Origin of the sequence: Demequina sp. NBRC 110054, from assembly GCF_002090115.1 — a bacterium.
GTDB lineage: Bacteria > Actinomycetota > Actinomycetes > Actinomycetales > Demequinaceae > Demequina.
Genome location: NZ_BBRK01000004.1, coordinates 499,763 through 525,300 on the forward strand (window position 1 = coordinate 499,763; position 25,538 = coordinate 525,300).

27 protein-coding genes and 1 riboswitch are annotated in these 25,538 nt (G+C 69.8%); of the genes, 13 read left to right on the forward strand and 14 right to left on the reverse strand.

Annotated elements, in window-relative coordinates:
- Positions 1–12: 12 nt before the first annotated feature.
- From B7K23_RS02300 to B7K23_RS02315, 4 genes are all read right to left on the reverse strand, one after another.
- Positions 13–792: a cytochrome c biogenesis CcdA family protein gene (locus tag B7K23_RS02300; RefSeq protein WP_234996382.1), complete on the reverse strand. Its 780-nt coding sequence runs from the start codon at positions 790–792 to the stop codon at positions 13–15.
- Positions 789–1,427, reverse strand: a complete 639-nt coding sequence (locus B7K23_RS02305) for a TlpA disulfide reductase family protein (RefSeq protein ID WP_084124744.1) — start codon at positions 1,425–1,427, stop codon at positions 789–791. The genes B7K23_RS02300 and B7K23_RS02305 overlap by 4 nt, the downstream gene beginning before the upstream one ends.
- Entirely contained in the window at positions 1,424–2,044 is a 621-nt protein-coding gene (locus tag B7K23_RS02310; RefSeq protein ID WP_084124745.1) for a histidine phosphatase family protein, read from the reverse strand. Before B7K23_RS02310 ends, B7K23_RS02305 begins: the two co-directional genes overlap by 4 nt.
- A gap of 88 nt (positions 2,045–2,132) precedes the next feature.
- Entirely contained in the window at positions 2,133–2,384 is a 252-nt protein-coding gene (locus B7K23_RS02315) for a glutaredoxin family protein (protein ID WP_084124746.1), read from the reverse strand.
- Between the two features lie 96 nt (positions 2,385–2,480).
- Here B7K23_RS02315 and B7K23_RS02320 point away from each other — a divergent pair, with 96 nt between their 5' ends.
- A complete protein-coding gene (locus B7K23_RS02320; RefSeq protein WP_084124747.1) occupies positions 2,481–3,329 on the forward strand; it encodes an HAD family phosphatase in 849 nt (282 codons plus the stop codon).
- Between the two features lie 133 nt (positions 3,330–3,462).
- Here B7K23_RS02320 and B7K23_RS02325 read toward each other — a convergent pair whose 3' ends face one another.
- Both B7K23_RS02325 and B7K23_RS02330 read right to left on the reverse strand, forming a co-directional pair.
- On the reverse strand, positions 3,463–3,561 hold the full coding sequence (locus B7K23_RS02325) for a 30S ribosomal protein bS22 (RefSeq protein ID WP_005504750.1): 99 nt from the start codon (positions 3,559–3,561) through the stop codon (positions 3,463–3,465).
- A gap of 65 nt (positions 3,562–3,626) precedes the next feature.
- Positions 3,627–3,866, reverse strand: coding sequence for a helix-turn-helix domain-containing protein (locus B7K23_RS02330; protein ID WP_084124748.1), 240 nt, complete (start codon positions 3,864–3,866; stop codon positions 3,627–3,629).
- A gap of 198 nt (positions 3,867–4,064) precedes the next feature.
- Here B7K23_RS02330 and B7K23_RS02335 point away from each other — a divergent pair, with 198 nt between their 5' ends.
- The 4 genes from B7K23_RS02335 (at position 4,065) to B7K23_RS02350 (ending at position 7,980) form a co-directional block, all read left to right on the forward strand.
- A complete protein-coding gene (locus B7K23_RS02335; RefSeq protein WP_084124749.1) occupies positions 4,065–5,456 on the forward strand; it encodes a TrkH family potassium uptake protein in 1,392 nt (463 codons plus the stop codon).
- Positions 5,449–6,111 (forward strand): TrkA family potassium uptake protein, encoded by a 663-nt coding sequence (locus B7K23_RS02340; protein ID WP_084124750.1) that lies wholly within the window; start codon positions 5,449–5,451, stop codon positions 6,109–6,111. The genes B7K23_RS02335 and B7K23_RS02340 overlap by 8 nt, the downstream gene beginning before the upstream one ends.
- A gap of 203 nt (positions 6,112–6,314) precedes the next feature.
- Positions 6,315–7,295 carry a DUF4349 domain-containing protein gene (locus B7K23_RS02345; protein WP_159451275.1) on the forward strand — a complete coding sequence of 327 codons (981 nt, stop codon included), beginning with the start codon at positions 6,315–6,317 and terminating at the stop codon, positions 7,293–7,295.
- A gap of 67 nt (positions 7,296–7,362) precedes the next feature.
- Positions 7,363–7,980 (forward strand): hypothetical protein, encoded by a 618-nt coding sequence (locus B7K23_RS02350; RefSeq protein WP_084124752.1) that lies wholly within the window; start codon positions 7,363–7,365, stop codon positions 7,978–7,980.
- Here B7K23_RS02350 and B7K23_RS02355 read toward each other — a convergent pair.
- The 5 genes from B7K23_RS02355 to B7K23_RS02375 form a co-directional block, all read right to left on the reverse strand.
- Positions 7,929–8,570 carry a phosphoribosyltransferase gene (locus B7K23_RS02355; RefSeq protein ID WP_084124754.1) on the reverse strand — a complete coding sequence of 214 codons (642 nt, stop codon included), beginning with the start codon at positions 8,568–8,570 and terminating at the stop codon, positions 7,929–7,931. The two genes, B7K23_RS02350 and B7K23_RS02355, sit on opposite strands and share 52 nt — an antisense overlap.
- Before the next feature lie 55 nt (positions 8,571–8,625).
- On the reverse strand, positions 8,626–9,348 hold the full coding sequence (locus B7K23_RS02360) for an anti-sigma factor (RefSeq protein WP_084124756.1): 723 nt from the start codon (positions 9,346–9,348) through the stop codon (positions 8,626–8,628).
- On the reverse strand, positions 9,332–9,937 hold the full coding sequence (locus B7K23_RS02365) for an RNA polymerase sigma factor (protein ID WP_234996384.1): 606 nt from the start codon (positions 9,935–9,937) through the stop codon (positions 9,332–9,334). Before B7K23_RS02365 ends, B7K23_RS02360 begins: the two co-directional genes overlap by 17 nt.
- The gene (locus B7K23_RS02370) at positions 9,934–10,641 is read right to left on the reverse strand and encodes a class F sortase (protein WP_084124758.1); all 708 of its coding nucleotides are present in this window, start codon (positions 10,639–10,641) and stop codon (positions 9,934–9,936) included. Before B7K23_RS02370 ends, B7K23_RS02365 begins: the two co-directional genes overlap by 4 nt.
- A 133-nt stretch (positions 10,642–10,774) precedes the next feature.
- The gene (locus tag B7K23_RS02375; protein WP_084124761.1) at positions 10,775–11,584 is read right to left on the reverse strand and encodes a DUF4397 domain-containing protein; all 810 of its coding nucleotides are present in this window, start codon (positions 11,582–11,584) and stop codon (positions 10,775–10,777) included.
- Positions 11,585–11,810: 226 nt separating this feature from the next.
- Between B7K23_RS02375 and B7K23_RS02380 the strand changes: the two genes are divergently transcribed.
- On the forward strand, positions 11,811–12,677 hold the full coding sequence (locus tag B7K23_RS02380) for a DUF4328 domain-containing protein (protein ID WP_084124763.1): 867 nt from the start codon (positions 11,811–11,813) through the stop codon (positions 12,675–12,677).
- Between the two features lie 82 nt (positions 12,678–12,759).
- Here the strand turns inward: B7K23_RS02380 and B7K23_RS02385 are convergent, their stop codons facing one another.
- Complete coding sequence (locus tag B7K23_RS02385) at positions 12,760–15,183, reverse strand: GH36-type glycosyl hydrolase domain-containing protein (RefSeq protein WP_084124766.1); 2,424 nt, start codon at positions 15,181–15,183, stop codon at positions 12,760–12,762.
- A 224-nt stretch (positions 15,184–15,407) separates the two neighbouring features.
- Here B7K23_RS02385 and dcd point away from each other — a divergent pair, with 224 nt between their 5' ends.
- Together dcd and B7K23_RS02395 are read left to right on the forward strand one after the other, a co-directional pair.
- Positions 15,408–15,983, forward strand: coding sequence for a dCTP deaminase (gene dcd, locus B7K23_RS02390; RefSeq protein ID WP_084124769.1), 576 nt, complete (start codon positions 15,408–15,410; stop codon positions 15,981–15,983).
- 94 nt (positions 15,984–16,077) lie between these two features.
- On the forward strand, positions 16,078–17,010 hold the full coding sequence (locus B7K23_RS02395; protein ID WP_084124771.1) for a DUF2510 domain-containing protein: 933 nt from the start codon (positions 16,078–16,080) through the stop codon (positions 17,008–17,010).
- A gap of 35 nt (positions 17,011–17,045) precedes the next feature.
- Here the strand turns inward: B7K23_RS02395 and B7K23_RS02400 are convergent, their stop codons facing one another.
- Complete coding sequence (locus B7K23_RS02400; RefSeq protein WP_084124773.1) at positions 17,046–17,348, reverse strand: hypothetical protein; 303 nt, start codon at positions 17,346–17,348, stop codon at positions 17,046–17,048.
- A 259-nt stretch (positions 17,349–17,607) separates the two neighbouring features.
- On the opposite strand from B7K23_RS02400, the gene B7K23_RS02405 reads away from it, so the two are divergent.
- From B7K23_RS02405 to B7K23_RS02425, 5 genes are all read left to right on the forward strand, one after another.
- Positions 17,608–19,683, forward strand: a complete 2,076-nt coding sequence (locus B7K23_RS02405; RefSeq protein ID WP_084124775.1) for a leucine-rich repeat domain-containing protein — start codon at positions 17,608–17,610, stop codon at positions 19,681–19,683.
- Positions 19,684–19,738: 55 nt separating this feature from the next.
- Positions 19,739–19,860: riboswitch (TPP riboswitch) on the forward strand.
- Positions 19,861–19,881: 21 nt separating this feature from the next.
- Positions 19,882–20,976 (forward strand): thiamine ABC transporter substrate binding subunit, encoded by a 1,095-nt coding sequence (locus tag B7K23_RS02410; RefSeq protein ID WP_084124777.1) that lies wholly within the window; start codon positions 19,882–19,884, stop codon positions 20,974–20,976.
- A gap of 32 nt (positions 20,977–21,008) precedes the next feature.
- Positions 21,009–22,655 (forward strand): iron ABC transporter permease, encoded by a 1,647-nt coding sequence (locus B7K23_RS02415; protein ID WP_234996385.1) that lies wholly within the window; start codon positions 21,009–21,011, stop codon positions 22,653–22,655.
- Between the two features lie 43 nt (positions 22,656–22,698).
- Positions 22,699–23,379, forward strand: a complete 681-nt coding sequence (locus B7K23_RS02420; RefSeq protein WP_084124781.1) for an ABC transporter ATP-binding protein — start codon at positions 22,699–22,701, stop codon at positions 23,377–23,379.
- A gap of 51 nt (positions 23,380–23,430) precedes the next feature.
- Entirely contained in the window at positions 23,431–24,141 is a 711-nt protein-coding gene (locus tag B7K23_RS02425) for a GNAT family N-acetyltransferase (RefSeq protein WP_084124783.1), read from the forward strand.
- 160 nt (positions 24,142–24,301) lie between these two features.
- Here B7K23_RS02425 and B7K23_RS02430 read toward each other — a convergent pair whose 3' ends face one another.
- Positions 24,302–25,498, reverse strand: a complete 1,197-nt coding sequence (locus tag B7K23_RS02430; protein WP_084124785.1) for an ABC transporter substrate-binding protein — start codon at positions 25,496–25,498, stop codon at positions 24,302–24,304.
- Between the last annotated feature and the right edge of the window lie 40 nt (positions 25,499–25,538).

Here is a 25,538-nt window from a genome sequence, read left to right on the forward strand (position 1 = left end):
AGCAGCCACCCATCAGATCGCCACCCAGAATCCGTCGATCCAGCCCTGCAGCAGCGAGGTGAAGCGCTCCCACAGCCCGGTCACGAGCGCGACGCCGAGGATGATCAGCAGGCCGCCGCCCACGCGCATGAGCGCGAGACGATGCCGACGCAGCCATCCGAGCACGCGCCCCGAGCGCTCGAACCATGCGGCGAGCAGGATGAACGGCAGCCCGAGCCCCAGGCAGTACGCGAAGGCGAGGATCGCCCCCTGCGTCACCGAGCCCTCGGTGAGGCCGAGCGTGAGCACGGCCGACAGCGTCGGGCCGATGCACGGGGTCCAACCGAGCCCGAAGGCCACGCCCAGCAGCGGCGCGCCCAGCAGGCCCGCGCGCGGGCTCACGTGGACGCGCTTCTCCGCCTGGAGGAAAGGCATTGCACCCATGAACCCGAAGCCGAGCACGATGATCAGCACGCCGAGCACGCGCGTGACGATGTCGAGCCGCTCCTGGAGCTGCGCGCCCGCCGAGGACACGAGGAAGCCGAGGGCGACGAAGACCACGGAGAAGCCGAGGACGAACAGCAGTGCGCCGGCGATCAGCCGCGGCCGGCTCGCCTTGTCCCGGGTGCTGGCTCCGACGCCCGCACCCGCCATCCCCGACACGTACCCGAGGTAGCCGGGCACGAGGGGCACCACGCAGGGAGAGGCGAAGCTCACGAGCCCCGCGAGCATCGCGACCGGGATGCCGACGAGCAGCGAGCCGGTCAGCACGGTGTTCGCCAGCTCACCGCCGATCGAGGAGGCAAGGGTCACTCGGCGGCCCCCGCATCGTCCGTCTCCCCGGCCTCCGCATCGTCCGTGGACTCGGCGCCGCCCTGATCGAGCGTGACCCCGGACTCGGCCGCCGCGTCCTCGACGAGCGAGCGCAGCGTCGACTCCTCGATCCGCCCCACGGCGCGCGCGTACAGGTTCCCGTCGGGGTCGATCACGAGCGTGGTCGGGACCGCGTTGATCGACACGACGCCCTGGAGCTGCGCCATCGCGGCGCCATCGGAGTCGTCGATGCTCGGGTAGTCGACGCCGAACGTGCGCTCGAAGGCCTGCGCGGTGTCCGCGCTGTCGCGCGAGTTCACGCCGACGAACCGCACGCCGTCCTCGCGGTCGAGCGCCGCGAGGTCCTCGGCCTCGGCGCGGCAGGGCGGGCACGACGCGTACCAGGCGTTGATGACGACGACCTCGCCGGTCCAGTCGGCGGTGTCGATCTCGGAGCCGTCGTACGCGGTGCCCGTGAGCGCGAGCGGATCGCTCTCGCCGAAGATCGTGACGGTACCGTCGCCGCTCACGTAGCCGGGCGACTGGGCGGCGTCCTCGGGCGCGCACGCGGCGAGCGCGAGCACGATGGCGACGACGATCGCGGCGAGGATGATGAGCCGCGACCCACGCTTCATCGAGGGACCTCGATGTGCGCGGCGGGCTCGCGGTACTCCATCCCGACCGGCTCGGTGCCCTCGAAGGTGAAGGACGTGAGCGAGGCGAGTCCGCACTCGCGCTTGCGCGGGTCGTGGATGAGCGAGCGGTGCTCGAACGTGGAGCGGGCGACCCAGATCGGGAGCTGGTGGCTGACCATGATCGTCTCGCCCTCGGGGGTCGCGGCGGCCGCGTCGCGCATCGCCGCCCACATGCGGGCGGTCTGCTCCTTGTACGGCTCGCCCCACGACGGGCGCAGCGGGTTGCGCAGCATCCACAGCGCCTTGAGGTTCAGCAGGTCCTTGGGGCCGCTCGGCAGCGGCCCGCCCGCGAAGTCGTTGCCGGCCTCGATGATGCGCGGCTCGGTGTCGATGCTCAGCCCGAATGCCTCCGCGATCGGGCCCGCGGTCTCCTGCGCGCGCTGCAGCGGCGACGCGACGACCCGACGGATGTCGACGTTGCGGGCGAGGAGATCGTCGGCGACGGCCTGCGCCATGCGGCGACCGGCCTCGGACAGATGGAACCCTGGCAGGCGCCCGTAGAGGATCTTGTCTGGGTTGTAGACGTGGCCGTGGCGCAGGAGATGGACGACAGGCATACGGCTATTCTCTCCCGGCTTCGCGGGCGCGCGGTACAGCCCGCTCCGCGCGCTCCTGCGTGACCTCGGACCTGGGCGGCCTCGCGCCCTACCGGGCCTCGTGTGCGTCGAGCGCGGTCGCGAGCAGCGTCGGGTCGATGCGCCAGAAGCCGATCGTCTCGCCGTCGACCGTGACGACGGGGACCTCGTCGCCGTATCGCTCCTTGAGCGCGGGGTCCGAGTCGATGTCGATCTCCGTCCACGGCACGGCGCGATCGCCGCACACGAGCGTCACGACGCCGCGCCCCTCCTCGCACAGGTGGCAGCCTCGGCGGGTGTACAGGACGACGCGTTCTGTCATGTCGTCAGAATAAGTTCATCTTCCAGACGCTCGCTGTCTCCCACCTCGCGCGGCGGCGTACTGGGGACGGCGAAGGGGCCTCGCTAGAGTGGACAGGTGACTGCCGGTCCTGCCCCCGAACCCGGCACGCGGATCGCGGCGTTCTTCGACGTCGACAACACGATCATCCGCGGTGCCAGCGCGTTCCACCTCGCGCGCGGGCTCAAGCGACGCGGTTTCTTCACGAACCGCGACCTCGTGCGGTTCGGCTGGGAGCAGTTCAAGTACAACGTCTTCGGCGAGTCCAAGGAGCAGATGCGGACGGTGCGCGACGAGGCGCTGTCGATCATCCGGGGGTGGTCGGTCGCGGAGATGAGCGCGATCGGCGAGGAGGTCTACGACGAGGTCCTCGCCCTGAGGGTCTTCCCCGGCACCAAGGCGATCATCGACGAGCACCGCGCGCAGGGCCACGAGGTGTGGCTCATCACCGCGACGCCGGTCGAGATCGGCCGGCTGATCGCGCGACGGCTCGGCGTGACGGGCGCGCTCGGCACCGTCGCGCAGCACAAGGGCGGCTACTACACCGGCGCGCTCGAGGGCAGCTTCCTCCACGGCACCGCGAAGGCCGAGGCGATCGCGGGGCTCGCGACCCAGCGCGACCTGGACCTCGACGAGTGCTTCGCCTACGGCGACTCGATGAACGACGTGCACATGCTCGGCGCCGTCGGTCGTCCGTGCGCGGTCAACCCCGACCACAAGCTGCGCGTCCACGCGAAGCGCCACCGCTGGCCCATCAAGGACTTCAAGGGGCGTAACGAGCAGGGGCGCCGCAGCATCGTCCGGGCGTCGTTCACCGGATCGGTATGGATCGTGATGCAGGTGCTGCGCGGGCTCAAGCGCGCCGCATGCGCGCCGTTCCGTCGCAGCGGCGCCGACGCCGCGGAGCCCGCAACCGACAAGGGCTGACGCCCGCACCCCGCCCGCCGTCGGTGCGCGTCCCGACCCGTCCTGCCCAGCCCCACACAGCAAGAAGCCCGCCCCACACGCGGTGGAACGGGCTTCCCGACGTCTTCTGGCCGCGCGTTGCGGCGGGCCGAGACTACTTCTTGTTACGACGCTGGTGGCGCGTCTTGCGAAGCAGCTTGCGGTGCTTCTTCTTCGACATGCGCTTGCGGCGCTTCTTGATGACGGAACCCATGGGTCCCTCCCTCGAGATCGGCTAACTGACGGGCGTCCTGCGCGCAGGACGCGACAGACAGTGGACTAGCCTACCGCGCCTGCGGACCTGCCGTCATCCTCCGTGGTAATACCGCCGTTGAGCTCGGCCTGCTTGAGGAATTCGTCGACCGCGGCCTGCGGGACGCGAAAGGAGCGGCCGAACCGCACGGCGGGCATGTCGCCCGCGTGAACCCAGCGATACACCGTCATCCGCGAGACCCTCAGCAGGTCAGCGACCTCGGCAACAGTCAGAAACGTCGTCCGCGGCGGGTTCTCGTCGGGCATGGCGCGTATTCTCCTTCAGCTCATCCGGAGCGGATATCGGCCGAATGCTCCTCCCACTGTAGAGGCTGATGTGACAGTTGTGAAGAATGAAGAAAGTGCCGATAGTGGGGGGTGGACCGCTTCCGGGGCGGTCCGGGCAGGGCTCCGCATCGGCCCAGACCGACGATGGGCGCGCACTCGGGCGCGTGAGGGGACGGGATGAGCAAGCCTCAGGGTTGGCGTGACGCCGCCGGACACTGGTTCGACGAGGTCGCCCTCCGCTCGCCCGCACGCCTCGCGATCGGCACGTTCGCCGGCTTCATCGCGATCATCACGGGCCTGCTGATGCTCCCGATCTCCACCGCCGACGGCCACGTCGCGCCCTTCGCTGACGCGCTCTTCACCGCGACCTCCGCCGTGTGCGTCACGGGCCTCACCACGGTCGACACCGGTCTGTACTGGTCGGACTTCGGACGTGCGGTGATCCTCTTCGGCATCAAGGTGGGAGGCCTCGGAATCATGACGCTCGCGTCGATCCTGGGCCTCATGGTGTCGCGCCGCATGGGCCTCACGCAGCGCATGCTCGCCGCGGATCAGGCCCGCACGGGAGGTCTGGGCGACGTGCGCCAGATGCTGCGCACGATCCTCATCGTCTCGTCGGGCGTCGAGATCGCGATCGCGCTCATGCTCTTCCCCCGCTTCGTGCACGACGGACTGCCGATCCTCACCGCCGCGTGGCACTCGGTCTTCTACTCCGTCTCGGCCTTCAACAACGCGGGTTTCGTCCCCAACGCGACCGGCATCGTCGAGTACGCGGGCGACCCGTGGGTCGCCGGACCGATCGCGCTGGGCGTCTTCATCGGCGCGCTCGGATTCCCCGTCTACCTCAACCTCATGCGCGCGTGGCGCAACCCGCGCATGTGGAGCCTTCACACCAAGCTCACGCTCGTGATGGTCGTCATCCTCAGCGTCATCTCCGCGGGCCTGCTCGCGATCTTCGAGTGGAACAACCCGAGCTCGCTCGGCTCCGAGGATGTGGGCACGAGGATCGTCACCGTCCTGTTCGGCAGCATCAACCAGCGCTCCGGCGGCTTCGCCGCGATCAGCCACGAGGGCTTCTACGAGCACACGTGGCTGCTCGAGGAGGTCCTCATGTTCATCGGCGGAGGCTCGGCGGGCACCGCCGGCGGCATCCGCGTGACGACCCTCGCGGTCCTGGTCCTCGCGGTCACCGCGGAGGCGCGTGGCCGCCGCGACATGGAGGCCTTCGGCAAGCGCATCGGCACCGAGTCGCTCCGCCAGGCCGTCGCCGTCACCCTGGTCGGCCTCGCGTTCGTCCTCCTCGGATCCGGCCTGATGCTCTCGTGGACCAAGGAGCTCGGCTGGGACCTCGATCGCGTGCTGTTCCAAGTAGTCTCGGCGTATGCGACCTGCGGGCTCTCGGTGCTCTCGGCGGACCAGGTGGCCGAGATGCCTGACTCGGTCAAGCACCTCACGTCGGTGCTCATGTTCGCCGGACGCCTCGGTTCGGTCACTCTCGCGGCGGCGCTGGCGCTGAACAAGCAGCGTCGAGTGATCCGCTACCCGTCAGAAAGGCCCCTCATTGGCTAACGTCACCACCGCATCGGGCGTCCTGGTCTTCGGCCTGGGGCGCTTCGGCAGCGCGCTCGCGGACGAGCTCGACAGCATGGACGTCGAGGTCCTCGCGGTCGAGCGCGACGCGGACCTGGTCGAGAAGTGGTCGAAGCGCCTCCCCGTGGTCGAGGCCGACGCGACCGACCCGCGCACCATGGAGCAGATCGGCGCGAAGGACTTCGGCGCGGCCGTGGTCGGCGTCGGCACGTCGCTCGAGGCCTCGGTGCTCATCACCGGAAACCTCGTGGACGTCGGCATCCCCGAGATCTGGGCCAAGGCCATCTCCAACGAGCACAAGCGGATCCTACTGCGCATCGGTGCGCACCGCGTCGTCCTGCCCGAGTCCGAGTCCGGCACCCGCGTGGCCCACTCGGTCGGCGGCAAGATGCTCGACTACATCGAGGTCGAGGACGGCTTCGCGATCGTCAAGATGCGCCCGCCCAAGGAGACGCACAACTTCCGCCTCGCGGACCTGGACCTGCGCAACAAGTGGGATCTCCAGGTCATCGGCGTGAAGGTGCCCGGCGAGGACTTCGAGTACGGCGGCGCCGACACGATCATCACCCCCGACTGCATCCTCGTGGTCGGCGGCGACTCGGACGTGCTCGAGCGCTTCTCGCAGCGGCCGTAGCCCCGGGCGGCGGTCGCCGCGGCTCACGCGGCACAGGGACGATGCGGCGGCGGGCGCCTCCTCGCGTCTCGCCGCTACCTTCGCATTCGCGAGATCGGCGCCTCACCAGGGACGATGCCGTGGCCAAAGCGTGGCCGAGCCGTGGCCGGATCGTGACCACCCAACGATTGCGCGCCGCCGCGCGTCGGACTTGTATGAGCATCATGAACGCAGTTCAGGGGGGAACGCGCCGCACAGGCAGGGGTGCCGGCCGCGCGTGGGTCATCGCAGGGCTGGTCGCCATGGCGGGGGTGCTCGCGGGTTGCTCGGGCAGCGCCACCGAGTCGGCCGGGTCGTACGCGTATGACGGCGCCGACTCGGCCGGGGAGTACTACGACGAGGACTACTACGAGGAGACCGACGGAATCGAGGCCTCCGCGGCTGCGGACAGCGCCACGACGACCACGACCCGCTCGCTCATCGTCACCGGCAACATGTATATGACGGTCGAGGACCCGATCGTGGCAGCCGACAAGGCGACGAGCATCGTCGAGGGCGCGGGCGGCCGCATCGACGCCCGCAGCGAGACCGCGGCCGACGAGTACGACGGCGGCTCCGCGTGGCTCACCCTGCGCATCCCGGCCGACAGGCTCGACGCGACCGTGGAGGAGCTGCGCGACCTCGGGACGGTCGACGAGTTCAGCACGAGCTCGTACGACGTCACCACCGAGGTGATCGACCTCGACGCCAAGATCTCGACCCTGCGCGCCTCGACCGAGCGCATCGAGGCGCTGCTCGACGACGCCGCGGACATCAAGGACATCATCCAGCTCGAGGACGAGCTCGCGAGCCGCCAGGCCGAGCTCCAGAGCCTCGAGGCGCAGCAGCGCGGCCTGGGCGACCAGGTGTCGCTGTCCACGATCGACCTGTCGCTCACGACCGAGCCGATCGTGATCATCGAGGAGGAGTCGCCCTCGAACTTCTGGGACGGCCTCGTCGCCGGCTGGGAAGGCCTGGTCGCCTTCCTCTCCGCGCTGCTGGTCATCCTGGGCGTGCTGCTCCCGTGGCTGGCCGTCGCGGCCATCCTCGCGCTCGGCGTCGTGCTGATCTTCCGCTCGCGCCGGGCCCGCAAGGCGCGCGCCGCGGAGGCGAGCCAGACTCGGGCCGAGGCCGATTCACCCCAGCCGGCCCCGCCCTCGGCCTGATCCCCAGCCGCGCCGCGCTCCCCCGCCAGCGCGCGTAGGCTCAGCGCGGGGACGGAGGACAGGGGGCATGGTGAATCGGGACGATGTGGCGGCAGCCGCCGCCGACGCAGGGGGAGCGGCGGTGGAAGTCGCGATCGTCGCGCGAGGCTCGCGGAACGCGCGCGTCAGCACCGCGCTTCACGCCGCCGCGTGGGCCGGGTTCAACGTCACCTACGCGAGTGGCGGCGACGCGCCTGGCCCGATGATGACGGCAGCCAACGCGCTCGGCGTCACATTGATCTTCACGGGGATCGCGTCGTGGATGCTGCTCAGCGAGTGGATGTGCTCCGTCGCGTCCATGCGCAGCGGTCAGGGCGTGGACGTCCCCGGTCGCGGCTGGATCTGGCTCTCGTGGCTCATCCCGATCGCGGACCTGTTCTCCCCCGCCAAGACCATGCGGAGGCTCGCGCAGGGCGCCGTCAGCACGCGGCTGCTGCTTGCCTGGTGGCTCCCGTGGCTCCTCGCCACGCTGCTGATCTACGCGAGGGACGATGCGGTCGATCCCACCGAACCGGCACTCGTGTCCGCCGCGGCCGTCATCGTGTCGTGGTTCGCGCTCACGCGGATCATCCACCAGGTCTCGAGCGCGATCGCTCAGGCTCCCGCGCCGGACAGCGCCGCAGCGACCTCCTCGTCCGTGGTCTGACGGAAGTCCAGGTACCACTGCCCCACCGCCTCCATCGGTGCGGGGATGAGCGCCGCGACAGCGGCATCGGCCTCATCGCCTAGCGACTCGAGGACGTCGGGCGGAGCGACCCCGACCCCGACGATCACCCTTGCCGCTCCCCTGGCTCTGCAGACCTCGATGGCCGCGCGCATCGTCCCGCCGGTCGCAATGCCGTCGTCCACAAGGACGATGGTGCGGCCGGCGATGCTTGCGGCCTCCTTGCCGTCGCGGTACGCGAGCACGCGGCGCCCGAGCTCGATGCGCTCGCTCGCCTCGACCGCGTCGATCGTCTCCTCGCTGAGGCCGAGCATCGCGAGCGTTGCATAGTCGAGCACCTTCACGCCATCCTCACCGATCGCTCCGAAGCCGAACTCCTCGTGCCCGGGGACCCCCAGCTTGCGCACCACGACCACGTCGAGGTCGAGCGAGAGGACGTCGGCGACGGCGCGGCCCACGATCACCCCGCCGCGCGGCACCCCCAGGACGAGGGCGTCCTCGCCGTCCAGCAGCGGCTCGACGAGCCGAGCGACGGCGGCCCCCGCCTCGGCGCGATCACGCAGGAGGACCATGCCTCCAGCGTAGGCACGCTCGGGCAGGGATGCCCATGCGTACGGGTGCGCGGCCTCAGGACTCGAGGATGCCTCGGGTGACGGAGTCGCCCGAGTGGGTCGGCACGCCGTCGAGCGGCTCGACCGAGATGTCGACGATGGGGAACGCGGCGACATCGAAGCCGGCGGGGATCACCAGCTCGGCGTGATCGCCCGTGAGCGGGCCGAGGCTGATCATGCCCTCGACGGACGTGTCGATCAGCCAGACCTCGAGGTACGCGTCGGTCACCGCGGCGGTATCCGTGTCGATCACGAGCAGCTCCGTGCCGTCGTCCCTCACGACCACCTCGGCGCTGCCGGCCGGGGACTCGTCCGACAGCGACGCGAGCGGCGCGGTGGCGACGACGGTGCCCAAGGGGGCGTCGTCGGACCGCAGGAACGTGACTCCGAACGCGCCGACGACGACTCCCGCGGCGGCGGCCACGGCAGCGAACATCCATCGGGGGGCCTGTCGGGAGCGCCTGGCCGCGAGCTCGTCGCCGGTCGCCACGGGGGTGGGCGAGGGTCGGGCCGCGGGAGGCTCGTCCTGCGTGATCTCGTCCCGGATCGCGTCCCAGACGCGCTCGGGAGGGGCGGTCAGCGGCGTCGGACCCGCGGCCGCCGCATGGGCAAGTACGTCGGAATATGCCTCGACCTCGGCGCGGCACTGGTCGCACGTCGCGACATGCGCCTCGTCGGCCTGCGCACCGTCGCCGAGCGCGAGGGCGGCGAGCGCCTCGTCGTCAGGATGCCTGACCATCGCGCACCTCCCAACGTCGGCGCAGGGTGATCAGGCTCCTGCGCAGATGACTCTTGACTGTGCCGAGCGGCATGTCCAGCCGCTCGGCGATCTGCTCATGCGTCGCGCCCTCGTAGAAGGCCAGCGACACGATCGTACGTTTCGGGTCCCCGAGCGCCTCGATCTCGTAGGCGATCTCGACGGCCTCGGCCTCGCCGTCGCTCACAGCGGGCTCCACCGCATCCTTGACCGCGGTGAGGCGTCGCGCCTCACGCGTCCTCGCGTCGAGCGCGTCGGCGATGCGGCGCTTCGCGATGCCGACGATCCAGCCACGGAGGTCGCCGCGCTCCGGATCGAAGCGCTCGCGCCCTCGCCACGCGGAGACGAAGGTCGCCTGAGTAACATCCTCGGCGTCGGCCGCATTGCGCAGCGCGCGCAGCGCGAGGGTGTGGACCAGGGCGCTGACGTCTCGATAGATGACCTCGAGCGCGGCCTCGTCGCCGTCGCGGAATCCCCGGGCCACCGCGGCGGGATCGAGCACGGGGGTCACCACTGGATCGGCGACCATCGGCTCACCTCCCTCAACGTCGAGTCGCACCGCGAGGCTCATGGCTTCCCCACGACGGGTTCCGCCCACACTATGACATTGTCCGAGTAGTGCCGCTCATCCCAGTCGAATGACCCGCCGCACGTGACGAGGACCAGCATCTCGTCGCCCGTGCGGGAGAAGACCCCGTCGAGGTCAACCTCCTGCTTGTCTGTCTGCTCGACCGCCACGATCGTGTAGCGGCGGGTCTCGCCCTCGCCGCGCAGCACGATCTCCTCGCCCTCGCGCGCGTCGCGCAGCCGAGCGAACGGACCGAGCCCCGTCGCATCGTCCACGTGGGCGGCGAGCACGAGGTGACCCTGGCCCGCAGTCAGACCCGGCCCATGGCGATACCAACCGGCGGTCGCGGCCTTCGACGGCACCTCCATCTCGCCGTCGGTCTCGACTCCGACGGGAACGACCGGCATGTCGAGGTCGAGACCGGCGATCGCGAGCCTCGTGGGGGCGACCTCGGGGTCCGGCATCGCCGACCGCGGGTCAGTCGACGTGACCGCGATCGCACCCTCGACGACCGGCGTCGGTGACGCTGACTTCACCGAGGGGGTCGGGGAAGGCACCTCGCTCGCGGAGGCCCCGGGAACCGCCACCGTGGGCGGCACGGGAAGCTCCGACAGCGTGACCTCCCGCGGCGCCGGGGTCGCGGCCCCGCATCCGGCGAGGACCACGACGACACCGACGGCGACGGCTGCGGCGAGCGGGATGCGCATGGCTGGACTCCAGATTGACGGGGACTTCCCGAGGACGTAGGAGGTGGCGGCTGCCGAGCGAGGGGGATGCTCGGCAGCCGCCGGGTGCGGGCCGCCCGCGGGACAGACGGGCGGCCCGCGCTGGGGAGGCGTGTCAGCGTCGCGTCGCCGCGAGGCGCACGGTCACTCCGACGGCCGCGAGCGCGGCGAGCGCCACGGCGAGGGCGGCCACCGGAAGGCCGCTCTCGTCAGCGGCGAGGCCCTGCGAGCCGGTCGGGACGCCAGACGGGGACGACGAGTGCGTGTCGACGGTCTGGACCGCGACGGCGAGGTTGTCGTCCGAGGCGCTGCCCCAGGCGTAGACGATCGTGTTGACGCCGTCCTCGATCGCGACGTCGACCGGGCCGAGCACGGGGTCGGTCTCGCCGGCGAGCGAGACGGCGGCCTCGTAGGTCGCCGCGGGGAGATCGGCCATCACCTCGTCGGGGTTGGCGAGGCTCTCGAAGACCACGGAGCCGTCGGCCCAGACGTCCACCTCGGGCGCCGCGGCGGTGTGGCGGACTGTGAGTCGCCCCTCGCCCGCGGCGGTCTCGGAGATGTCATTCGTGAACAGCGTCGCGGTGGGCTCGCCGTCGGCGTCGTAGTGCGCGACTGCCGTGTAGCTCATGCCCTCTTCGAGGGGGAGATCGATCGGCCCGAGCACGGGCGAGGAGTCGTCCTCGGCATCCGAGGCGGTGATCGCGACGGAGTAGGTGCCCGGGTCGAGGCTGAGCGGACCGGCGAGGTCGCTCGGCTCGAAGTCGTCGAGGGTCAGTGCGCCATCGACGTAGACGTCGACCGTGAGGTCGGGGATGCCGTGCAGCACCGACAGATCGGCCTTGCCGTCCTCGACGGCCATCGCGGGGGCCGCGGTCGCGGCGAGCAGCGCGCCGGCGGCGGCGCCGGCGATCAGGGTCTTACGCATGGTGGTTCCTCCCATCCGGAGGCCGCCGGGGTGCGGCCTCTCACCACCTACTTCCGACGGGAGTGAGGGTTTGGATGCAGCCGCATCGAGATTCCCTTTTCGACGTGGATGGCGAGCCTCCGCCGAAACAGGCGTGACACCTCCCACTGCTAGCGTCCGGCCTGGAAGAGGCCGGAGAAGAGCGCGCCGTCGGGGGCGGCGCCGTCGGCCTCGATGAGGGGACCAGATGTCGACCGACCCATTCGCCAGCCCGCCCGAAGGAGTCGCCGCGCCCGCCCCGCAGGCCAACCCGGGCATCGCGCCCGCCTACACCCCAGGGCACACGGCCGCGCCGCGGGCATTCGTGCCACCGGGCGGCTCTCCGGTCGGGCAGCACCTTGCCGCCTTGGCGCCGCCGCAGGGTCCACCGCTGGCGCATCCCGCCTCCTATCCCCTCGCTGCGACCCCTCCCCTCGAGGTCTCGGGTCACGCGCGGTGGGCGAAGGTCGGTGCGTTCTCCGCAGCGGTCGCAGGCCTGTGCCTGGCGGCGTTCAACTACCTCGTGGCAGTCACGGCGGACGACGATCTGGCCGCCGCGCTCGTGATCACCGCGCTCTTCGGCGTCGCGTTCCTTGGAGGGCTGACGGGTTACCTCACGCTGTGCCTGTGGATGATCCGCGTCCGCGACATCGTCAAGCCGCAGGGCTATCCGGCCCCAGAGTCGTGGAAGATCTGGGCGGGTTGGTGCATCCCGCTCTACAGCCTGGTCGCGCCGTTGAGAGCAATGGACAAGCTCGCATTCAAGGCCGGCAAGGAGCGCATGACGCCCTTCCTGACGCTGTGGTGGGGCGGCTTTCTGGTGACGAACATCGCAAGCCGGCTGACAGACCTCACAGGCATCGAGGCGAGCATCGTCCTCGTCCTCTCGGTGGTCGAGGCGGTCGCGGCGCTCGCAAGTCTCGCGGGCCTGCTGGTGCTCATCGCACGGATCTCGGCCGTCGCCACGACGCCTCCGCCCGGCCAGGCGCTTCCCTCCGCACCTCCGACGGGGGCCGCACTCCAGCCTGGCCCCGCCGCCTGGCAGCAGCAGCCCCCGGCTGGCTTCACCTCTTAACGGGCCCGGACAGGCCGACGCCCCCGGGCCTGAGGTCCCCGAGGGCGTCGACGTTCGGCGGCGGCCGCCGGATGGGCGGCGGCTAGACGACCGCCTCGACTTGCACGACTGAGCCGGGCGCGGCGTAGGGCACGACGTTGCCGTCGATCGCCTCGCCGTCGACCGTGAGCATCGCGCCCTTGGTGCCGGAGTTCGTGACGTGGATGATGTACTTCGCGCCGCGCACGGTGCGCTGCACGGTGTACTCGGGGATCTCGGCGCCGATGCACGGGTCCACGACCAGGCCGTCGTAGTCCGGCCGCACTCCGAGCAGGTGCTGCGAGACGGCGACGAAGTTCCACGACGCGGTGCCGGTGAGCCACGAGTTCTTCGCCTCGCCGTGGCGCACCGCGTCCTTGCCCGCGATCATCTGCGCGTAGACGTACGGCTCGGTCTTGTGCAGCTCGGAGATCTCCTCGCGGTACGCGGGAGCGATCTGCTTCCAGTACTCCCACGCGTTCTCGGCGCGGCCGAGCACCGTCTCGGCGATGACGACCCACGGGTTGTTGTGGCAGAAGATGCCCGCGTTCTCCTTGTAGCCCGGCGGGTAGCTCGTCACCTCGCCCAGCTCGACGTGATACTCGCGGTACGCCGGGTTGAGCAGGACGATGCCGTGCGGGGTGTTGAGCCGCTCACGCACCGAGTCGAGGGCCATGGCCGCGCGGCCGTCCTCGACGCCGATGCCTCCCATGACACAGAAGCCCTGGGGCTCGATCCAGATCTGGCCGTCCTCGTTCTCGGACGAGCCGACGGGGTTGCCGAAGTAGTCGTAGGCCCGTCGGAACCACGCGCCGTCCCAGCCGTGGTCGAGCACGGCCTGCTCCATCTCCTTGATGGCCTTCTTCGCACGCTTGGCCTCGTCCTTGTTGCCGGCGATCTTCGCGAGCGCCGCGTACTCGGGGCCGATCGCGCAGAACATGCCCGCGATGAACACCGACTCTGCGACGCCGCCAGTGCGGTTGCCCGTGGTCTGGAAGGACTCGCCCGGCTCGGTCGAGAAGCAGTTGAGGTTGAGGCAGTCGTTCCAGTCCGCGCGGCCGATGAGCGGCAGCCCGTGCGGGCCTCTGTTCTCGAGCGTGAAGTTGAACGAACGGCGCAGGTGCTCGATGAGCGGCTGCGCCTTCGACGCGTCGTTGTCGAACGGCACGTTCTCCATGAGGATGCCGGTGTCTCCGGTCTCCTTGATGTAGGCCGCGACGCCGAGGATCAGCCACAGCGCGTCGTCGTTGAAGCCCGAGCCGAGCGTGTGGTTTCCCTGCTTCGTGAGCGGCTGGTACTGGTGGTACGCGCTGCCGTCCTCGAACTGGGTCGCCGCGATGTCGAGGATGCGCTCCTTGGCTCGCTGGGGCACCAGGTGGACGAAGCCGAGCAGGTCCTGCGACGAGTCGCGGAAACCCATCCCGCGGCCCATGCCGGTCTCGAAGAACGACGCCGAGCGCGACATGTTGTAGGTGACCATGCACTGGTACTGGTTCCAGATGTTCACGGAGCGGTCGAGTCGCTCGTCTCCCGAGGAGACGGTGTACGAGCCGAGCAGGTCCTTCCAGTACTGGTTGAGGCGCGCGAACTCGGCGACCGTCTGGCCGTCTGTCGCGAAGCGCAGCATCAGCTTCTTGGCGCCGTCCTTCTTGATGATGCCGGGCGACGCCCACTTGTCGTCGCGCGGGTTCTCGAGGTAGCCGAGCACGAACGTGTACGACTTGGTCTCGCCCGGGGCGAGCTCGGCCTTCACGTGGTGCGAGCCGATCGGGTACCAGCCCGATGCGATCGAGTTCGTCGCCTCACCGCGGTGCGGCACGACGGCCTCGGAGAAGGCGTTGCCGAGGCCCAGGAAGGACTCGCGGTCCGTGTCGAAGCCCTCGACCTCGGTGTTGACGAAGTAGACCGCATAGTGGTCGCGCCGCTCGCGGTACTCGGTCTTGTGATAGATCGCGCTGCCCTCGACCTCGACCTCGCCGATGCTCAGGTTGCGCTGGTAGTTCGTCTGGTCGTCCTCCGCGTTCCACAGCGCGAACTCGACCATCGAGAACAGGTCGATCGACTTGTGGGCGTCGCTCTCGTTCGTGAGCGTGACGCGGTGGATCTCGGCGTTGACGTCCACGGGCACGAACATGAGGACGGAGGCCTTGAGCCCGCCGCGGGTGCCGGTGATGCGGGTGTAGCCCATGCCGTGGCGCGCCTCGTAGAAGTCGAGGTCGCGCTTGTAGGGGCGGTAGCCCGGGCTCCACACGTCGCCGCCGTCGTTGATCGAGAAGTAGCGGCCGCCGTCGTCGACGGGAACGTTGTTATAGCGGTAGCGCGTCAGCCGACGCAGCTTGGCATCGCGGTAGAAGCAGTACCCGCCACCGGTGTTCGAGACGAGGCCGAAGAACTCCTGCGAGCCGAGGTAGTTGATCCACGGGTACGGGGTGTGCGGCGTCTCGATGACGTATTCGCGGGCTTCATCGTCGAAGTGTCCGTATCGCATGGGGTCAAGCCTTCCAAAGTCTTCGCTGACGCGCCGGGAGAGCGCTCTCACAGAGTAGCCCCCGCGCCGGGGTGCTTCGGTGCCGAAAGCGCCAGGGACCGGTCACAATTTCCTGGAAGAGCCCAGGAAACCGGTACGCCCGCACCCCAGCCGACCTCCGCATCGTCCCTGTTCCATCCGAAGTACCCGGGCGCACCGTCCCCGCGGGCGAGTAGGTTGGCCCCATGCTGCTCTCCGACCGCGACATCCGCGCCGAGATCGAGTCGGGCCGGGTCGCCCTGGACCCCTACGACGAGACGATGATCCAGCCCGCGTCGATCGACGTGCGGCTCGACAAGCTGTTCCGCGTCTTCGACAACCACAAGTACGCCGCGATCGACCCCGCGATCGACCAGCCCGAGCTCACGCGCCTGGTCGAGGTCGAGTCCGGAAAGCCGTTCGTGCTCCACCCCGGGGAGTTCGTGCTCGGCGCGACGTTCGAGTCCGTGACCCTCCCGGACGACGTCGCGGCGCGCCTCGAGGGCAAGTCCTCGCTCGGACGGCTCGGCCTGCTCACGCACTCGACGGCGGGCTTCATCGACCCGGGCTTCGAGGGCAACGTCACGCTCGAGCTGTCGAACACCGCGACGCTGCCGATCAACCTGTGGCCCGGCATGAAGATCGGCCAGCTGTGCTTCTTCCGCATGTCCTCCGCCGCCGAGCACCCCTACGGCTCGGACAAGTACGGCTCGCGGTACCGCGGACAGCGCGGCCCGACCGCGTCGCGCAGCTTCCAGAGCTTCCACCGCACGGAGATCTAGGCACCCCGTCACAGGTACTTCCTTCGCACTTCGGGAACCGGTACGTTCGTGCCCACGATGAGGCGGTGGGGATCGCCTCGCTGAGGGGATTCCGATGACTTCCACGCCCGATCCGTTCGCCGCGCCGCACGAGTCGCAGAGCGGCGCCCGGCCAGGAGAGACCGGAGCGCAGGCGGTGGCAAGCCAAGCCGTACCGCCCGCAGCCTGGTACGCGGACCCCACGCAGCCGAACACCGTCCGCTACTGGGACGGCGCCGCGTGGACCGAGCACACCGCGCCCGCACCGACGAGTGCCGCGCAGATTCAGCCGACGTTCGCCACCTTCGACACGGGCGTGGACGCGGAAGCCGCGGCCGCGCGCTCGCGCAGGCGTCGTCGATTTGCGACTGTCGGCGGCGTCGTCGGCAGCCTTGTCGTGGTGCTGGGGGTGCGACTGATCGGCAGCGGGGGCTTCGACGCCGTGACGGAGTTCTTCAACTCGCTGAACGGCCCTGAGCGCACGCTCACGGCGACGACTGACGGCTGGGACCGCATCGACGTGTTCGGCGGAAACGGCACCGTGGCAGTCGACCCCGAATGGGAGGACGTCTACGACGAGGTCGGCGGCCCCGCGATGAGCACGCAGATGTCAGCGGATGCCGGCTTCACGGTCCTCGTCGAGGGCGCCTGGATCACCGGCACCGACGCCGACGGCTACTCGAAAGTCCTTTATCTGTACGCCGTGCCAGAACTCGCCGGTGCAACCTCCCCCAAGCTCCAGGTCGACGGCTTCATCGGAGACGCCCAGGTCGGCGAGGAGAACACCACGACCGACAACGGGGAGGCCGTCGTGACCGGCGATGGCCTCCACGGCTACGTGGCGGAGTTCAGCTACGACCTCTACGGCTGGAGCTACACGGACTCGGTCGGCTGCATCGTCGAGGGGCGGCGGGAGCTGCTCGTCTATGTCGCGAGCGGCTCGGACCAGCTTGACTCCGGGATAGACGACGTCGAGGCCGTGATGAACTCACTCACGCTGGACGATTAGCGCGCGCAGGGTCCATACGTCTGCTCGCGTGCAGGCTACAGCGACCCGCTGTAGCGGCGCTGCTTCGCGCAGAGCTCGCGGACCACCTCGTCCGCCTTCGACGGGATCTCCTGGTGGAGCACCGCGGAGACGGGCTCGCGGTAGCCCGTGAACCAGCCCAGGTCGCGCATCAGCCGCGCGAGCTCGGTGAGGTTCTCGGCGACGTAGCCGTTCTTGTGGTCCAGGATGATGCCGTTGGGGCCCCAGTGGAAGCCGTGATACGAGGCGACCTCCTGCGCGAGGCGCGGGTCGGGTGCCTTGTCGAGCTTCAGCGGCATGGGGATCTTCTGCAGCGACATGGTCGTCCTTCCGTCCGGGGGCGGCGCGCGGGCAGGCCTGGCCCGGCGGATTGCCCTCACGATCGTCCGTTGAGGCGCAATTGTGAGGATTTCCGACCACGTTTCGGGCACCGACCCGTGACCCGTGCGGGATCAATCGGTTCGGCATGACTCAAGTTCCTTGACCTCGACTGCCGGAAGCGCTTCAATTCGAGCAGAACCAGCACGATGCCCTCGCAGCCAGGCGGTTCCGACACCGCAGGGACGTAGGGGGAATCACGTGCTGAGGCACTCGTACAAGTCGACCGCTGCCGCAACGATCGCGGCGCTCACCATCGCGCTCGCGGCGCCCACGGCGGCCACCGCCGAGGACACCGACGCACTCTCCGACCCCGCCCTCGCCGCATGCGCGCGCGAGATGCTCGGGCTTGAGAGCACCGACCCCTTGACGGCCACCGACGTCGCCTCGCTCGACGTGCTCCTGTGCTACGACGACGTCTCCTCGCTCGACGGCCTCGACGCGGCGACGTCGTTGACGGTGCTCGACATCTGGCCCGCGGACGCGATCACCGACCTCACACCGCTCACGGACCTGACGTCGCTCCAGTACCTGGGCCTCGAGGAGCTCGGCGATGTCGACCTCACCCCGATCACGTCCCTCACGGGGCTCGAGGCGCTGGACCTCGACGGCGCGGCCGTCACTTCGCTTCCCGACCTCAGCGGCCTCGAGGCCCTCTCCGAGATCAACATCAGCGGCACGGGCATCACCGACCTCTCGCCGCTGGCCGTCGTCGACACCATGACCCTCCTCTGGGCGGAGTCGACAGGGATCACCGACCTCGCACCGGTCGCCGAGCTGACAGACCTCACCGACCTCTGGATCGCGTACTCGGACGTTGCCGACCTCTCGCCGCTCGCCGCGCACCCCTCCCTGGAGTACCTGGACCTGTACCGCAACGCCATCTCCGACATCTCGCCGCTCGCCACCCTGCCCGAGCTGGTGGACTATGACGCGGCAGGACAGCAGATCGACGGCGGGGAGATCGCCCGTTGCGAGCTGTTCCCCACTCCCTCCGCCGTTGCCTTCAACGGCGCCACGGTCACCCCGACCTCACTGACCGCATACCGCTTCGGCGACCAGACCCTCTTCTCGAACACGGGCAAGACGGCGCTGTCCTTCGCCTACAACTCTCGTTTCACGGGGACCGTGACCTACACCTCGGAAGCCGTGTCGACGGGTTGTGCATGGCCGTCGTCCTTCTCGGCGTCCGTGTCGGTGACCGGCGCCGCGGTCCAGGACTCGACCCTCACCGCCTCCTATGCGATCAGCGGAGCGCCGACGAACGGCGACCTCAGCGCACACGTGTACTGGTACGACAGCCCGACGTCGAGCGATCCCTTGACATCCGGCGCCACCTTCACCACGGACCTCACCAACGTCGGCGAGAGCTTCACCGCGAAACTCGCGATCTCGCTGCCGGGCATGCGCACGTACGTCGCCACGAGCAAGGCCTTCGGCCCGATCCTCGGCACGTTCCCGAGCAGCGCCAAGGTCAAGATCGACAACACCGCCGTGGTCGGCACCCAGCCGACGGCGACCCTCTCGGGCGCCGGCATCGGAAAGTCGTACGACGAGCGCAGCATCTGGTCGCTCGACGGCAAGGTCGTCTACACCTCGGCATGGAACGGGAACGTGAAGTACACGCTTCCCGCCTCCGCGAAGGGCAAGAAGCTCTCGGTCAAGGTGCAGGTGCGCGCCGACGGCTACAAGACACGGACCTACCAGGGCCCGACCACGACCGTGCTCGGCGCTCTCGGAGAGCTCACGCAGGTGTACCCGCTCGAGGGCGCATTCAAGGTGGGCAAGACCGTCACGGCGAAGCACCCCACCTACAAGAGCCCGGCACCCACGTCGTACTCGTACCAGTGGATGCGCTGCGGCAAGAAGATCGCCGGCGCGACGAAGCGGACCTACACGATCACCAAGGCCGATGCGGGCTGCAAGGTGTTCGTCAAGATCACCGCCAAGCGCTCGGGATACGCGTCGACGACCTACACGAGCGAGGGCTACAAGGTTCCCCCGCTCTTCACGAGCGCGCCGACCCCGACGATCGTCGGAACCCCGGTCGTCGGAAACCTGCTCAAGGCGCGCGTCGGCACCTGGTCGCCGACGTCGACGACCCTGACGTACCGCTGGTTCCGCGACGGCCAGGCGATCGCACGCGCCACCCACAAGGGGTACACGCTCACGAAGGCCGACGCCGGGCATGTGATCACCGTCAAGGTGACGGCGAAGCGGTCCGGATACACGACCATGACGAAGAAGTCGGCCGGCGTCACCGCGAAGCGCTCCTAGGCCCCGCGCCGGGATCAGCCCCGGTCGGAACCCCCTGGATCCCGCGCTAGGGTGGGTCTCACGACAGGGGAGCGCCTCTCGGGAGACCGGGGTGAGGGCGCTGAGAGTGCGGACCAGCCGCAGACCCTCGAACCTGATCCGGCTAGCACCGGCGTAGGGAGTCGAGTCTCGTCCCCTCCTATACCTGGGAGGAAACCCATGCGCATCCCGCGCACCCTGGCCGCGTCGGCGGCCGCCATCTCGGTCCTGGCCCTCACGGCCTGCAGTTCCGGCACGACCGACGACCCATCGTCGTCCGCCTCGGCCGAGGCGACCGCATCGTCCATGGACGATGTCGAAGGCACCACGGTCACCGTCGTCACCCACGACTCCTTCTACGTGGACGATGCGGCACTCGCCTCGTTCGAGGAGGAGACCGGGATGACGGTCGAGTTCGTCGCGCCGGGCGACGCGGGCACGCTCGTCAATCAGCTGGTGCTGACCAAGGACGCGCCGCTCGGCGACGTCGTCTACGGGATCGACAACACGTTCGCGACGCGGGCCGTCGACAACGACGTCCTCGCGTCGTACACGTCGTCCGCCTCCGCCGCGGCGGACTCCGCCGCCTACGCGATCGAGGGCGCCGAGGACCGGCTCACCGCGATCGACTACTCGGACGTGTGCCTCAACTACGACCTCGCGTACTTCGCCGACTCGGGGCTCGCCGTGCCGGAGACGCTCGAGGACCTGACGGACCCTGAGTACACGGGCCTCGTGTCGGTGATGAACCCCGCCACCTCCTCCCCCGGCCTCGCGTTCCTGCTCGCCACGATCGGCGAGCTCGGCGACGGCTGGCAGCAGTGGTGGGCCGACATGCGCGACAACGATCTGCGCGTCACCGCGTCGTGGGGCGACTCGTACTACACCGACTTCTCGGCGCCGAACTACGGAGGCGACTACCCCATCGTCCTGTCGTACGCGTCGTCCCCGCCCTACGAGGTGATCGACGGCGAGCCCACGACCGCGTCGATGACCGACGGCTGCTTCCGCCAGGTCGAGTACGCAGGCGTCCTCGAGGGCGCGTCCAACCCGGCGGGCGCCGAGCTCGTCATCGACTGGATGCTCTCCGACGAGTTCCAGGAGGCGCTGCCCCTGAACATGTACGTCTACCCGGTGTCGTCGTCGGTGTCGGTGCCCGAGGACTGGGCCGAGTACGCGACGCTCTCCGACTCCCCCGCCACGGTCGAGCCGTCCGAGATCGATGCGAACCGCGACGCATGGATCGACGAGTGGACGTCGATCGTCCTGGACTGACGCATCGTCTCTGACCACACCAGACTGAACCCGTGAGCACTGCGCCTCGTGTGAACCCCGCGACCGTCCGCCGCCACCTGGCGTGGTGGGCGGTCGCGGTCGTGCCGCTGGGATTCCTTGGGCTGTTCTTCCTGTGGCCGGTCGCGTCCGTGCTGGTGCGCGGCCTGTTCGAGGACTGGGACGTCGCCGCGGCGTGGGACGTCCTGTCGTCGTCGCGCACGCTCGAGGCGATCTGGACGACGCTGTACCTGGCCGCGCTCGGCACGTTCGGCTCGCTCGCGATCGGGCTCCCCGCGGCGTGGGCGCTCGGTCGCTTCGAGTGGCGCGGGCGCACGACGGTGCGCGCCATCCTCACCACGCCGTTCGTGCTGCCGACCCTCGTGGTGGCGGCGGCGTTCTCGGCGCTGTTCTCGTCCTCAGGGCTGCTGGGCTCGTGGGGCCTGGACCAGACCCCCGCGGCGATCGTGCTCGCTCTCACGTTCTTCAACGTGTCGGTCGTGATCCGCCTCGTGGGCGGCGCCTGGGAGACGATGCCCTCCTCGCTTGCAGCGGCGGCGCGCACCCTCGGCGCGTCGCGCGCACGTGCGTACTGGCACGTCACACTGCCCGCGCTCGCGCCGACGATCGCGTCGGCCGCGGCCGTCGTCTTCCTCTTCTGCTCGACCTCGTTCGCGCTCGTGCTCGTGCTCGGCGGCTCGCGCGTGCGGACCGTCGAGACCGAGATCTACCTGCAGGTCAACCAGTTCCTGGATCTGCGCGCGGCCTCGGTGCTCGCGCTCGTCCAGGTCGCGATCGTCGCGCTCGCGCTGTGGATCAGCGCGCGGGCCGGCGGGGCGCGCGGCTTCACGCAGTCGGTCCAGGGACGACGCGGGCCACGCCGGGGTGAGAAGGCCGCCGTGGTCGGGTCCCTCGTGCCCGCGATGGTCCTGCTCGTGCTGCCGCTCTCGGCGCTGGTCGAGCGGTCGCTGCGGGTCGGGGACGGGTATGGGCTGGACCACTATCTGGCGATCTTCTCGGTGCCCGCGCGGAACATCCTGCCCGTGTCGGTCGTGCAGGCGACGCTCAACTCCGTGGTGACGGCTGCTCTCGCCACCGTGATGGTTGCCGTGATGGGCGTGCTCATCACGGGGCTCGTGGCGCGCCGGACACGTCGCGGTTCGGTGCTCGAGGCGCTGACGATGCTGCCGCTCGGGGTCTCGGCCGTGGTGGTCGGGCTCGGGATGCTGCTCACCCTCAACACGACTGTGCTCGGGGTGGACCTGCGCGCCTCGTGGTGGCTGGTTCCGATCGCGCAGGCGATCGTCGCGCTTCCCCTCATGGTGCGCGCGATGCTCCCCGCGGCCAGGGCGATCGCGCCCGGGCTCCGTGCTGCGGCGGCGAGCCTCGGCGCGAGCCCCTGGCGCGTGCGGTGGCATGTGGACGCGGTGCTGCTGCGCCCCGCCCTCGCGGCCTCGCTCGCCTTCGCCTTCGCGATCGCGATGGGCGAGTTCGGCGCGACCGCATTCGTCGCGCGCCCCGACAGGCCCACGCTGACCACCGCGATCGCGCGACTGCTCTCGCGCCCAGGCGCGGAGAACGTCGGTCTGGCCTACGCGTCGGCTGTCATGCTGGCGGTGCTCGTCGCCGCCGTGATGCTCGTCTCCGAACGGTGGCGGGCACGATCGGGAGGTGGGCTGTGAGAGACCAGGACCCCCTGCCCGCCACCACAGAGGAGGCGCTCTGATGTACGGACCGCACAGCGACGAGCCCGCACCCGGCGGGCTGACCGTGAAGGATCTCGTCGTCACGTACTCCGGCGAGCCTCCGGTCGAGGCGGTCAGAGGCGTGTCCCTCACGATCGGGCACGGCGAGACCGTCGCGCTGCTCGGTCCCTCGGGCTGCGGGAAGTCCTCGCTGCTGGGTGCCGTCGTCGGCATCGTCGAGCCGGCCGCGGGAGTCGTCGCGTGGAACGACGAGGACCTCACGCGCACGCCGGTGCACAAGCGTCGCTTCGGGATGGTGTTCCAGGACGGGCAGCTCTTCCCGCATCTCGACGTCGCGGGCAACATCGCGTTCGGCCCGCGCATGGCTGGGGTCGCCCCGGGGGCCAGGCACGAGCGCGTCGAGGAGCTGCTCGAGATGGTGGGCCTCGACGGACTGGGAAGCCGCGACGTGGCGGAGCTGTCGGGGGGCCAGCGGCAACGCGTCGCGCTCGCGCGCTCGCTCGCGGCCAAGCCCCGGCTCATCGCCCTCGACGAGCCGCTGTCAGCGCTGGACGCGCAGTTGCGCACCCGGCTGGCGAAGGACGTGCGCGACATCCTGCGCTCGCAGGGCGTCTCCGCGCTGCTGGTCACGCACGACCCCGCCGAGGCGGAGACGATGGCGCATCGCGTGCTGCGCATGGAGGCCGGCCTGCTGGTCTGAGGACGGCGGATCCGCGCGCGCATCAGCGTGAGGCGACCTAGCCTGGGACTCGTGGACTCGTCAACCGAGCTGGACCACCCCGCCGTGCACGCGCTCGCCGGACCGCACCACGACCTCGGCACCGCGCGCGGACGGGTCGCGCGCTACCGCGCGAGCGTGGCTCCGTTCGCCGCACTTCCCGCCGACGCGTCGGCTGCGGACTGGGAGGACCTGGGCTCTCTCGCCGGCGACGAGGCGGTGGCGCTGTTCGGGGTGCCGTTCGATGTGCCCGACAACTGGGAGACGCTCGAAGAGATCGATGCGGTGCAGATGGTCGCGCCGCGGAGGTTCGGGCTCGAGCCGACGGACGCGACTCGGGACAGTGTCGCGCGCCTCAGCCTCGACGACTCCGACGCGATGCTCGACCTCGCCGAGCAGACTCATCCCGGGCCATTCGCGACCGAGACTGCGCTGATGGGTGCCTACTACGGCGTCTGGGAGGAGGGCGAGCTCGTCGCAATGGCGGGCGAGCGCCTGACCACCCCCTCGTGGGCCGAGATCAGCGCGGTGTGCACGCGCGAGTCGCACCGCGGGCGCGGGCTCGCCACGAGGCTCATGGCCGCGGTGGCCGCGGGGAGCTGGGCCCAGGACCGCACGCCCTTCCTGCACGTGGTCGCCACGAACGTGACTGCGATCCAGCTGTATGTGCACCTGGGCTTCACTGTCCGTACTGGAGAGAATCGGGTGCAGGTGGTGCGGCGTCGAGAGGACGGGCGCGGCTGACCTGCTTCAGGCGAGCACCTACGTCGTCGCACTCCGCACGCGCAGAAGGGCGGGCGCCGCGCGAACGCGACACCCGCCCTTCCTGCTCTCAGACCGGCCGACCTTGGAGGACCGTCAGCCGATCAGGACCGGATCCGGCACAGGCCGGTTCCAGGTCAGATCACTCGCCACCCTCGTTGAGGGTGACCTCGATCGGCTCGTAGTCCTCGCCGTAGACGTCCACGCCGTCGGCCTCGAGCTCAGCGAGCGCCGCGTCGACGTACTCGTTGGTGTACGCGGTCTCCGGCGGCTCGGTCGTGATGATGGTCGAGCCCTCGGGGTTGACCGTCTCGAGCGCGAGGCTCACGGTCTGCTCCCACTGGTCCTCGTTGATGTGACCCACGCCGGAGGTCGACGGGAAGATCAGCTTGTTGATCTCGTTCGCCATCCACAGCTGGTGCGAGGTGCCGAGGGTCGAGCCCGCGGCGGTCACGATGTCAGCAGCGGCCGAGGGGTCGTCCTTCGCGAAGACGCAGCCCTCGATGGTTGCCTTGATGAACGACGTGGTGGTCGCCTGGTATTCCTCGTCGGAGGCGAGGCGGTCGGAGTCGGCCCAGATCGCGTCCTGGAGCATCGCGGTGCCCTCGTCGTTCCAGTCGATGACGACCAGCTCGTCCTCGGTGTAGAGCTCGCCCGTGTCGGGGTTGATCGTCTCGAGGACCTGCGCGTACTCGTTGTAGGTCATGGCCTGCGCCGCGTCGATGTCGCCCGCGATGAAGGCGTTCATGTCGAAGGCCTGCTGGACGGTCGAGCCGCCGTCGAGGTCGTCGAGGGTGACGCCGTTGGCCTGCATGCCGGCGATGAGCTCCCACTCGTTGCCGTAGCCCCACGAGCCGATCGACAGACCAGCGAAGTCAGCGGCCGACTCGATGCCCGAGTCCGCGAACGCGACCTGCAGCGTGCCGGAGCGCTCGAAGATCTGCGCGACGTTGGTGACCGCCGAGCCCTGCTCGATCGAGCCGAGCACCTTCGGGACCCACGACACGGCGTAGTCGGCGTTGCCCGAGGTGAGGACGTCGATCGGGACGATGTCGACCGCGCCCGGGATGATCTCGACGTCGAGGCCCTCGGCCTCGTAGTAGCCCTGGTCGAGCGCCGAGTAGTAGCAGGCGAACTGCGCCTGGGTCAGCCACTGCAGCTGGACCGAGACCGGCGTCAGCTCCTCGGGCGTCTCCTCGGAAGCGGCGGCGGACTCGGAGGAGCCGCCCTCCGCCTCGGCCTCGGTGTCGCCCGAGCACGCCGTGAGCGCGAGCGTGCCTGCGACCGCCATCGCGGCGGCAGCGGTGACGCGTCGTGCGCGTCGTGCCGTGTGAACCATTGTTCTCTCCCTGTGTATCCCCTATGAAGTCCCCGTCGTG

Excerpts from the sequence above, each read along its gene's own strand:
- B7K23_RS02310 (WP_084124745.1), bottom strand. The coding sequence starts at position 2,044 with ATGCCTGTCGTCCATCTCCTGCGCCACGGCCACGTCTACAACCCAGAC.
- B7K23_RS02345 (WP_159451275.1), top strand. The coding sequence starts at position 6,315 with ATGAACGCAGTTCAGGGGGGAACGCGCCGCACAGGCAGGGGTGCCGGC.
- B7K23_RS02335 (WP_084124749.1), top strand. The coding sequence starts at position 4,065 with ATGAGCAAGCCTCAGGGTTGGCGTGACGCCGCCGGACACTGGTTCGAC.
- B7K23_RS02430 (WP_084124785.1), bottom strand. The coding sequence starts at position 25,498 with ATGGTTCACACGGCACGACGCGCACGACGCGTCACCGCTGCCGCCGCG.
- B7K23_RS02420 (WP_084124781.1), top strand. The coding sequence starts at position 22,699 with ATGTACGGACCGCACAGCGACGAGCCCGCACCCGGCGGGCTGACCGTG.
- B7K23_RS02350 (WP_084124752.1), top strand. The coding sequence starts at position 7,363 with ATGGTGAATCGGGACGATGTGGCGGCAGCCGCCGCCGACGCAGGGGGA.
- B7K23_RS02315 (WP_084124746.1), bottom strand. The coding sequence starts at position 2,384 with ATGACAGAACGCGTCGTCCTGTACACCCGCCGAGGCTGCCACCTGTGC.
- B7K23_RS02365 (WP_234996384.1), bottom strand. The coding sequence starts at position 9,937 with ATGAGCCTCGCGGTGCGACTCGACGTTGAGGGAGGTGAGCCGATGGTC.
- B7K23_RS02360 (WP_084124756.1), bottom strand. The coding sequence starts at position 9,348 with ATGGTCAGGCATCCTGACGACGAGGCGCTCGCCGCCCTCGCGCTCGGC.
- B7K23_RS02395 (WP_084124771.1), top strand. The coding sequence starts at position 16,078 with ATGACTTCCACGCCCGATCCGTTCGCCGCGCCGCACGAGTCGCAGAGC.
- B7K23_RS02410 (WP_084124777.1), top strand. The coding sequence starts at position 19,882 with ATGCGCATCCCGCGCACCCTGGCCGCGTCGGCGGCCGCCATCTCGGTC.
- B7K23_RS02400 (WP_084124773.1), bottom strand. The coding sequence starts at position 17,348 with ATGTCGCTGCAGAAGATCCCCATGCCGCTGAAGCTCGACAAGGCACCC.
- B7K23_RS02330 (WP_084124748.1), bottom strand. The coding sequence starts at position 3,866 with ATGCCCGACGAGAACCCGCCGCGGACGACGTTTCTGACTGTTGCCGAG.
- B7K23_RS02370 (WP_084124758.1), bottom strand. The coding sequence starts at position 10,641 with ATGCGCATCCCGCTCGCCGCAGCCGTCGCCGTCGGTGTCGTCGTGGTC.
- B7K23_RS02380 (WP_084124763.1), top strand. The coding sequence starts at position 11,811 with ATGTCGACCGACCCATTCGCCAGCCCGCCCGAAGGAGTCGCCGCGCCC.
- B7K23_RS02305 (WP_084124744.1), bottom strand. The coding sequence starts at position 1,427 with ATGAAGCGTGGGTCGCGGCTCATCATCCTCGCCGCGATCGTCGTCGCC.
- dcd (WP_084124769.1), top strand. The coding sequence starts at position 15,408 with ATGCTGCTCTCCGACCGCGACATCCGCGCCGAGATCGAGTCGGGCCGG.
- B7K23_RS02325 (WP_005504750.1), bottom strand. The coding sequence starts at position 3,561 with ATGGGTTCCGTCATCAAGAAGCGCCGCAAGCGCATGTCGAAGAAGAAG.
- B7K23_RS02385 (WP_084124766.1), bottom strand. The coding sequence starts at position 15,183 with ATGCGATACGGACACTTCGACGATGAAGCCCGCGAATACGTCATCGAG.
- B7K23_RS02375 (WP_084124761.1), bottom strand. The coding sequence starts at position 11,584 with ATGCGTAAGACCCTGATCGCCGGCGCCGCCGCCGGCGCGCTGCTCGCC.
- B7K23_RS02355 (WP_084124754.1), bottom strand. The coding sequence starts at position 8,570 with ATGGTCCTCCTGCGTGATCGCGCCGAGGCGGGGGCCGCCGTCGCTCGG.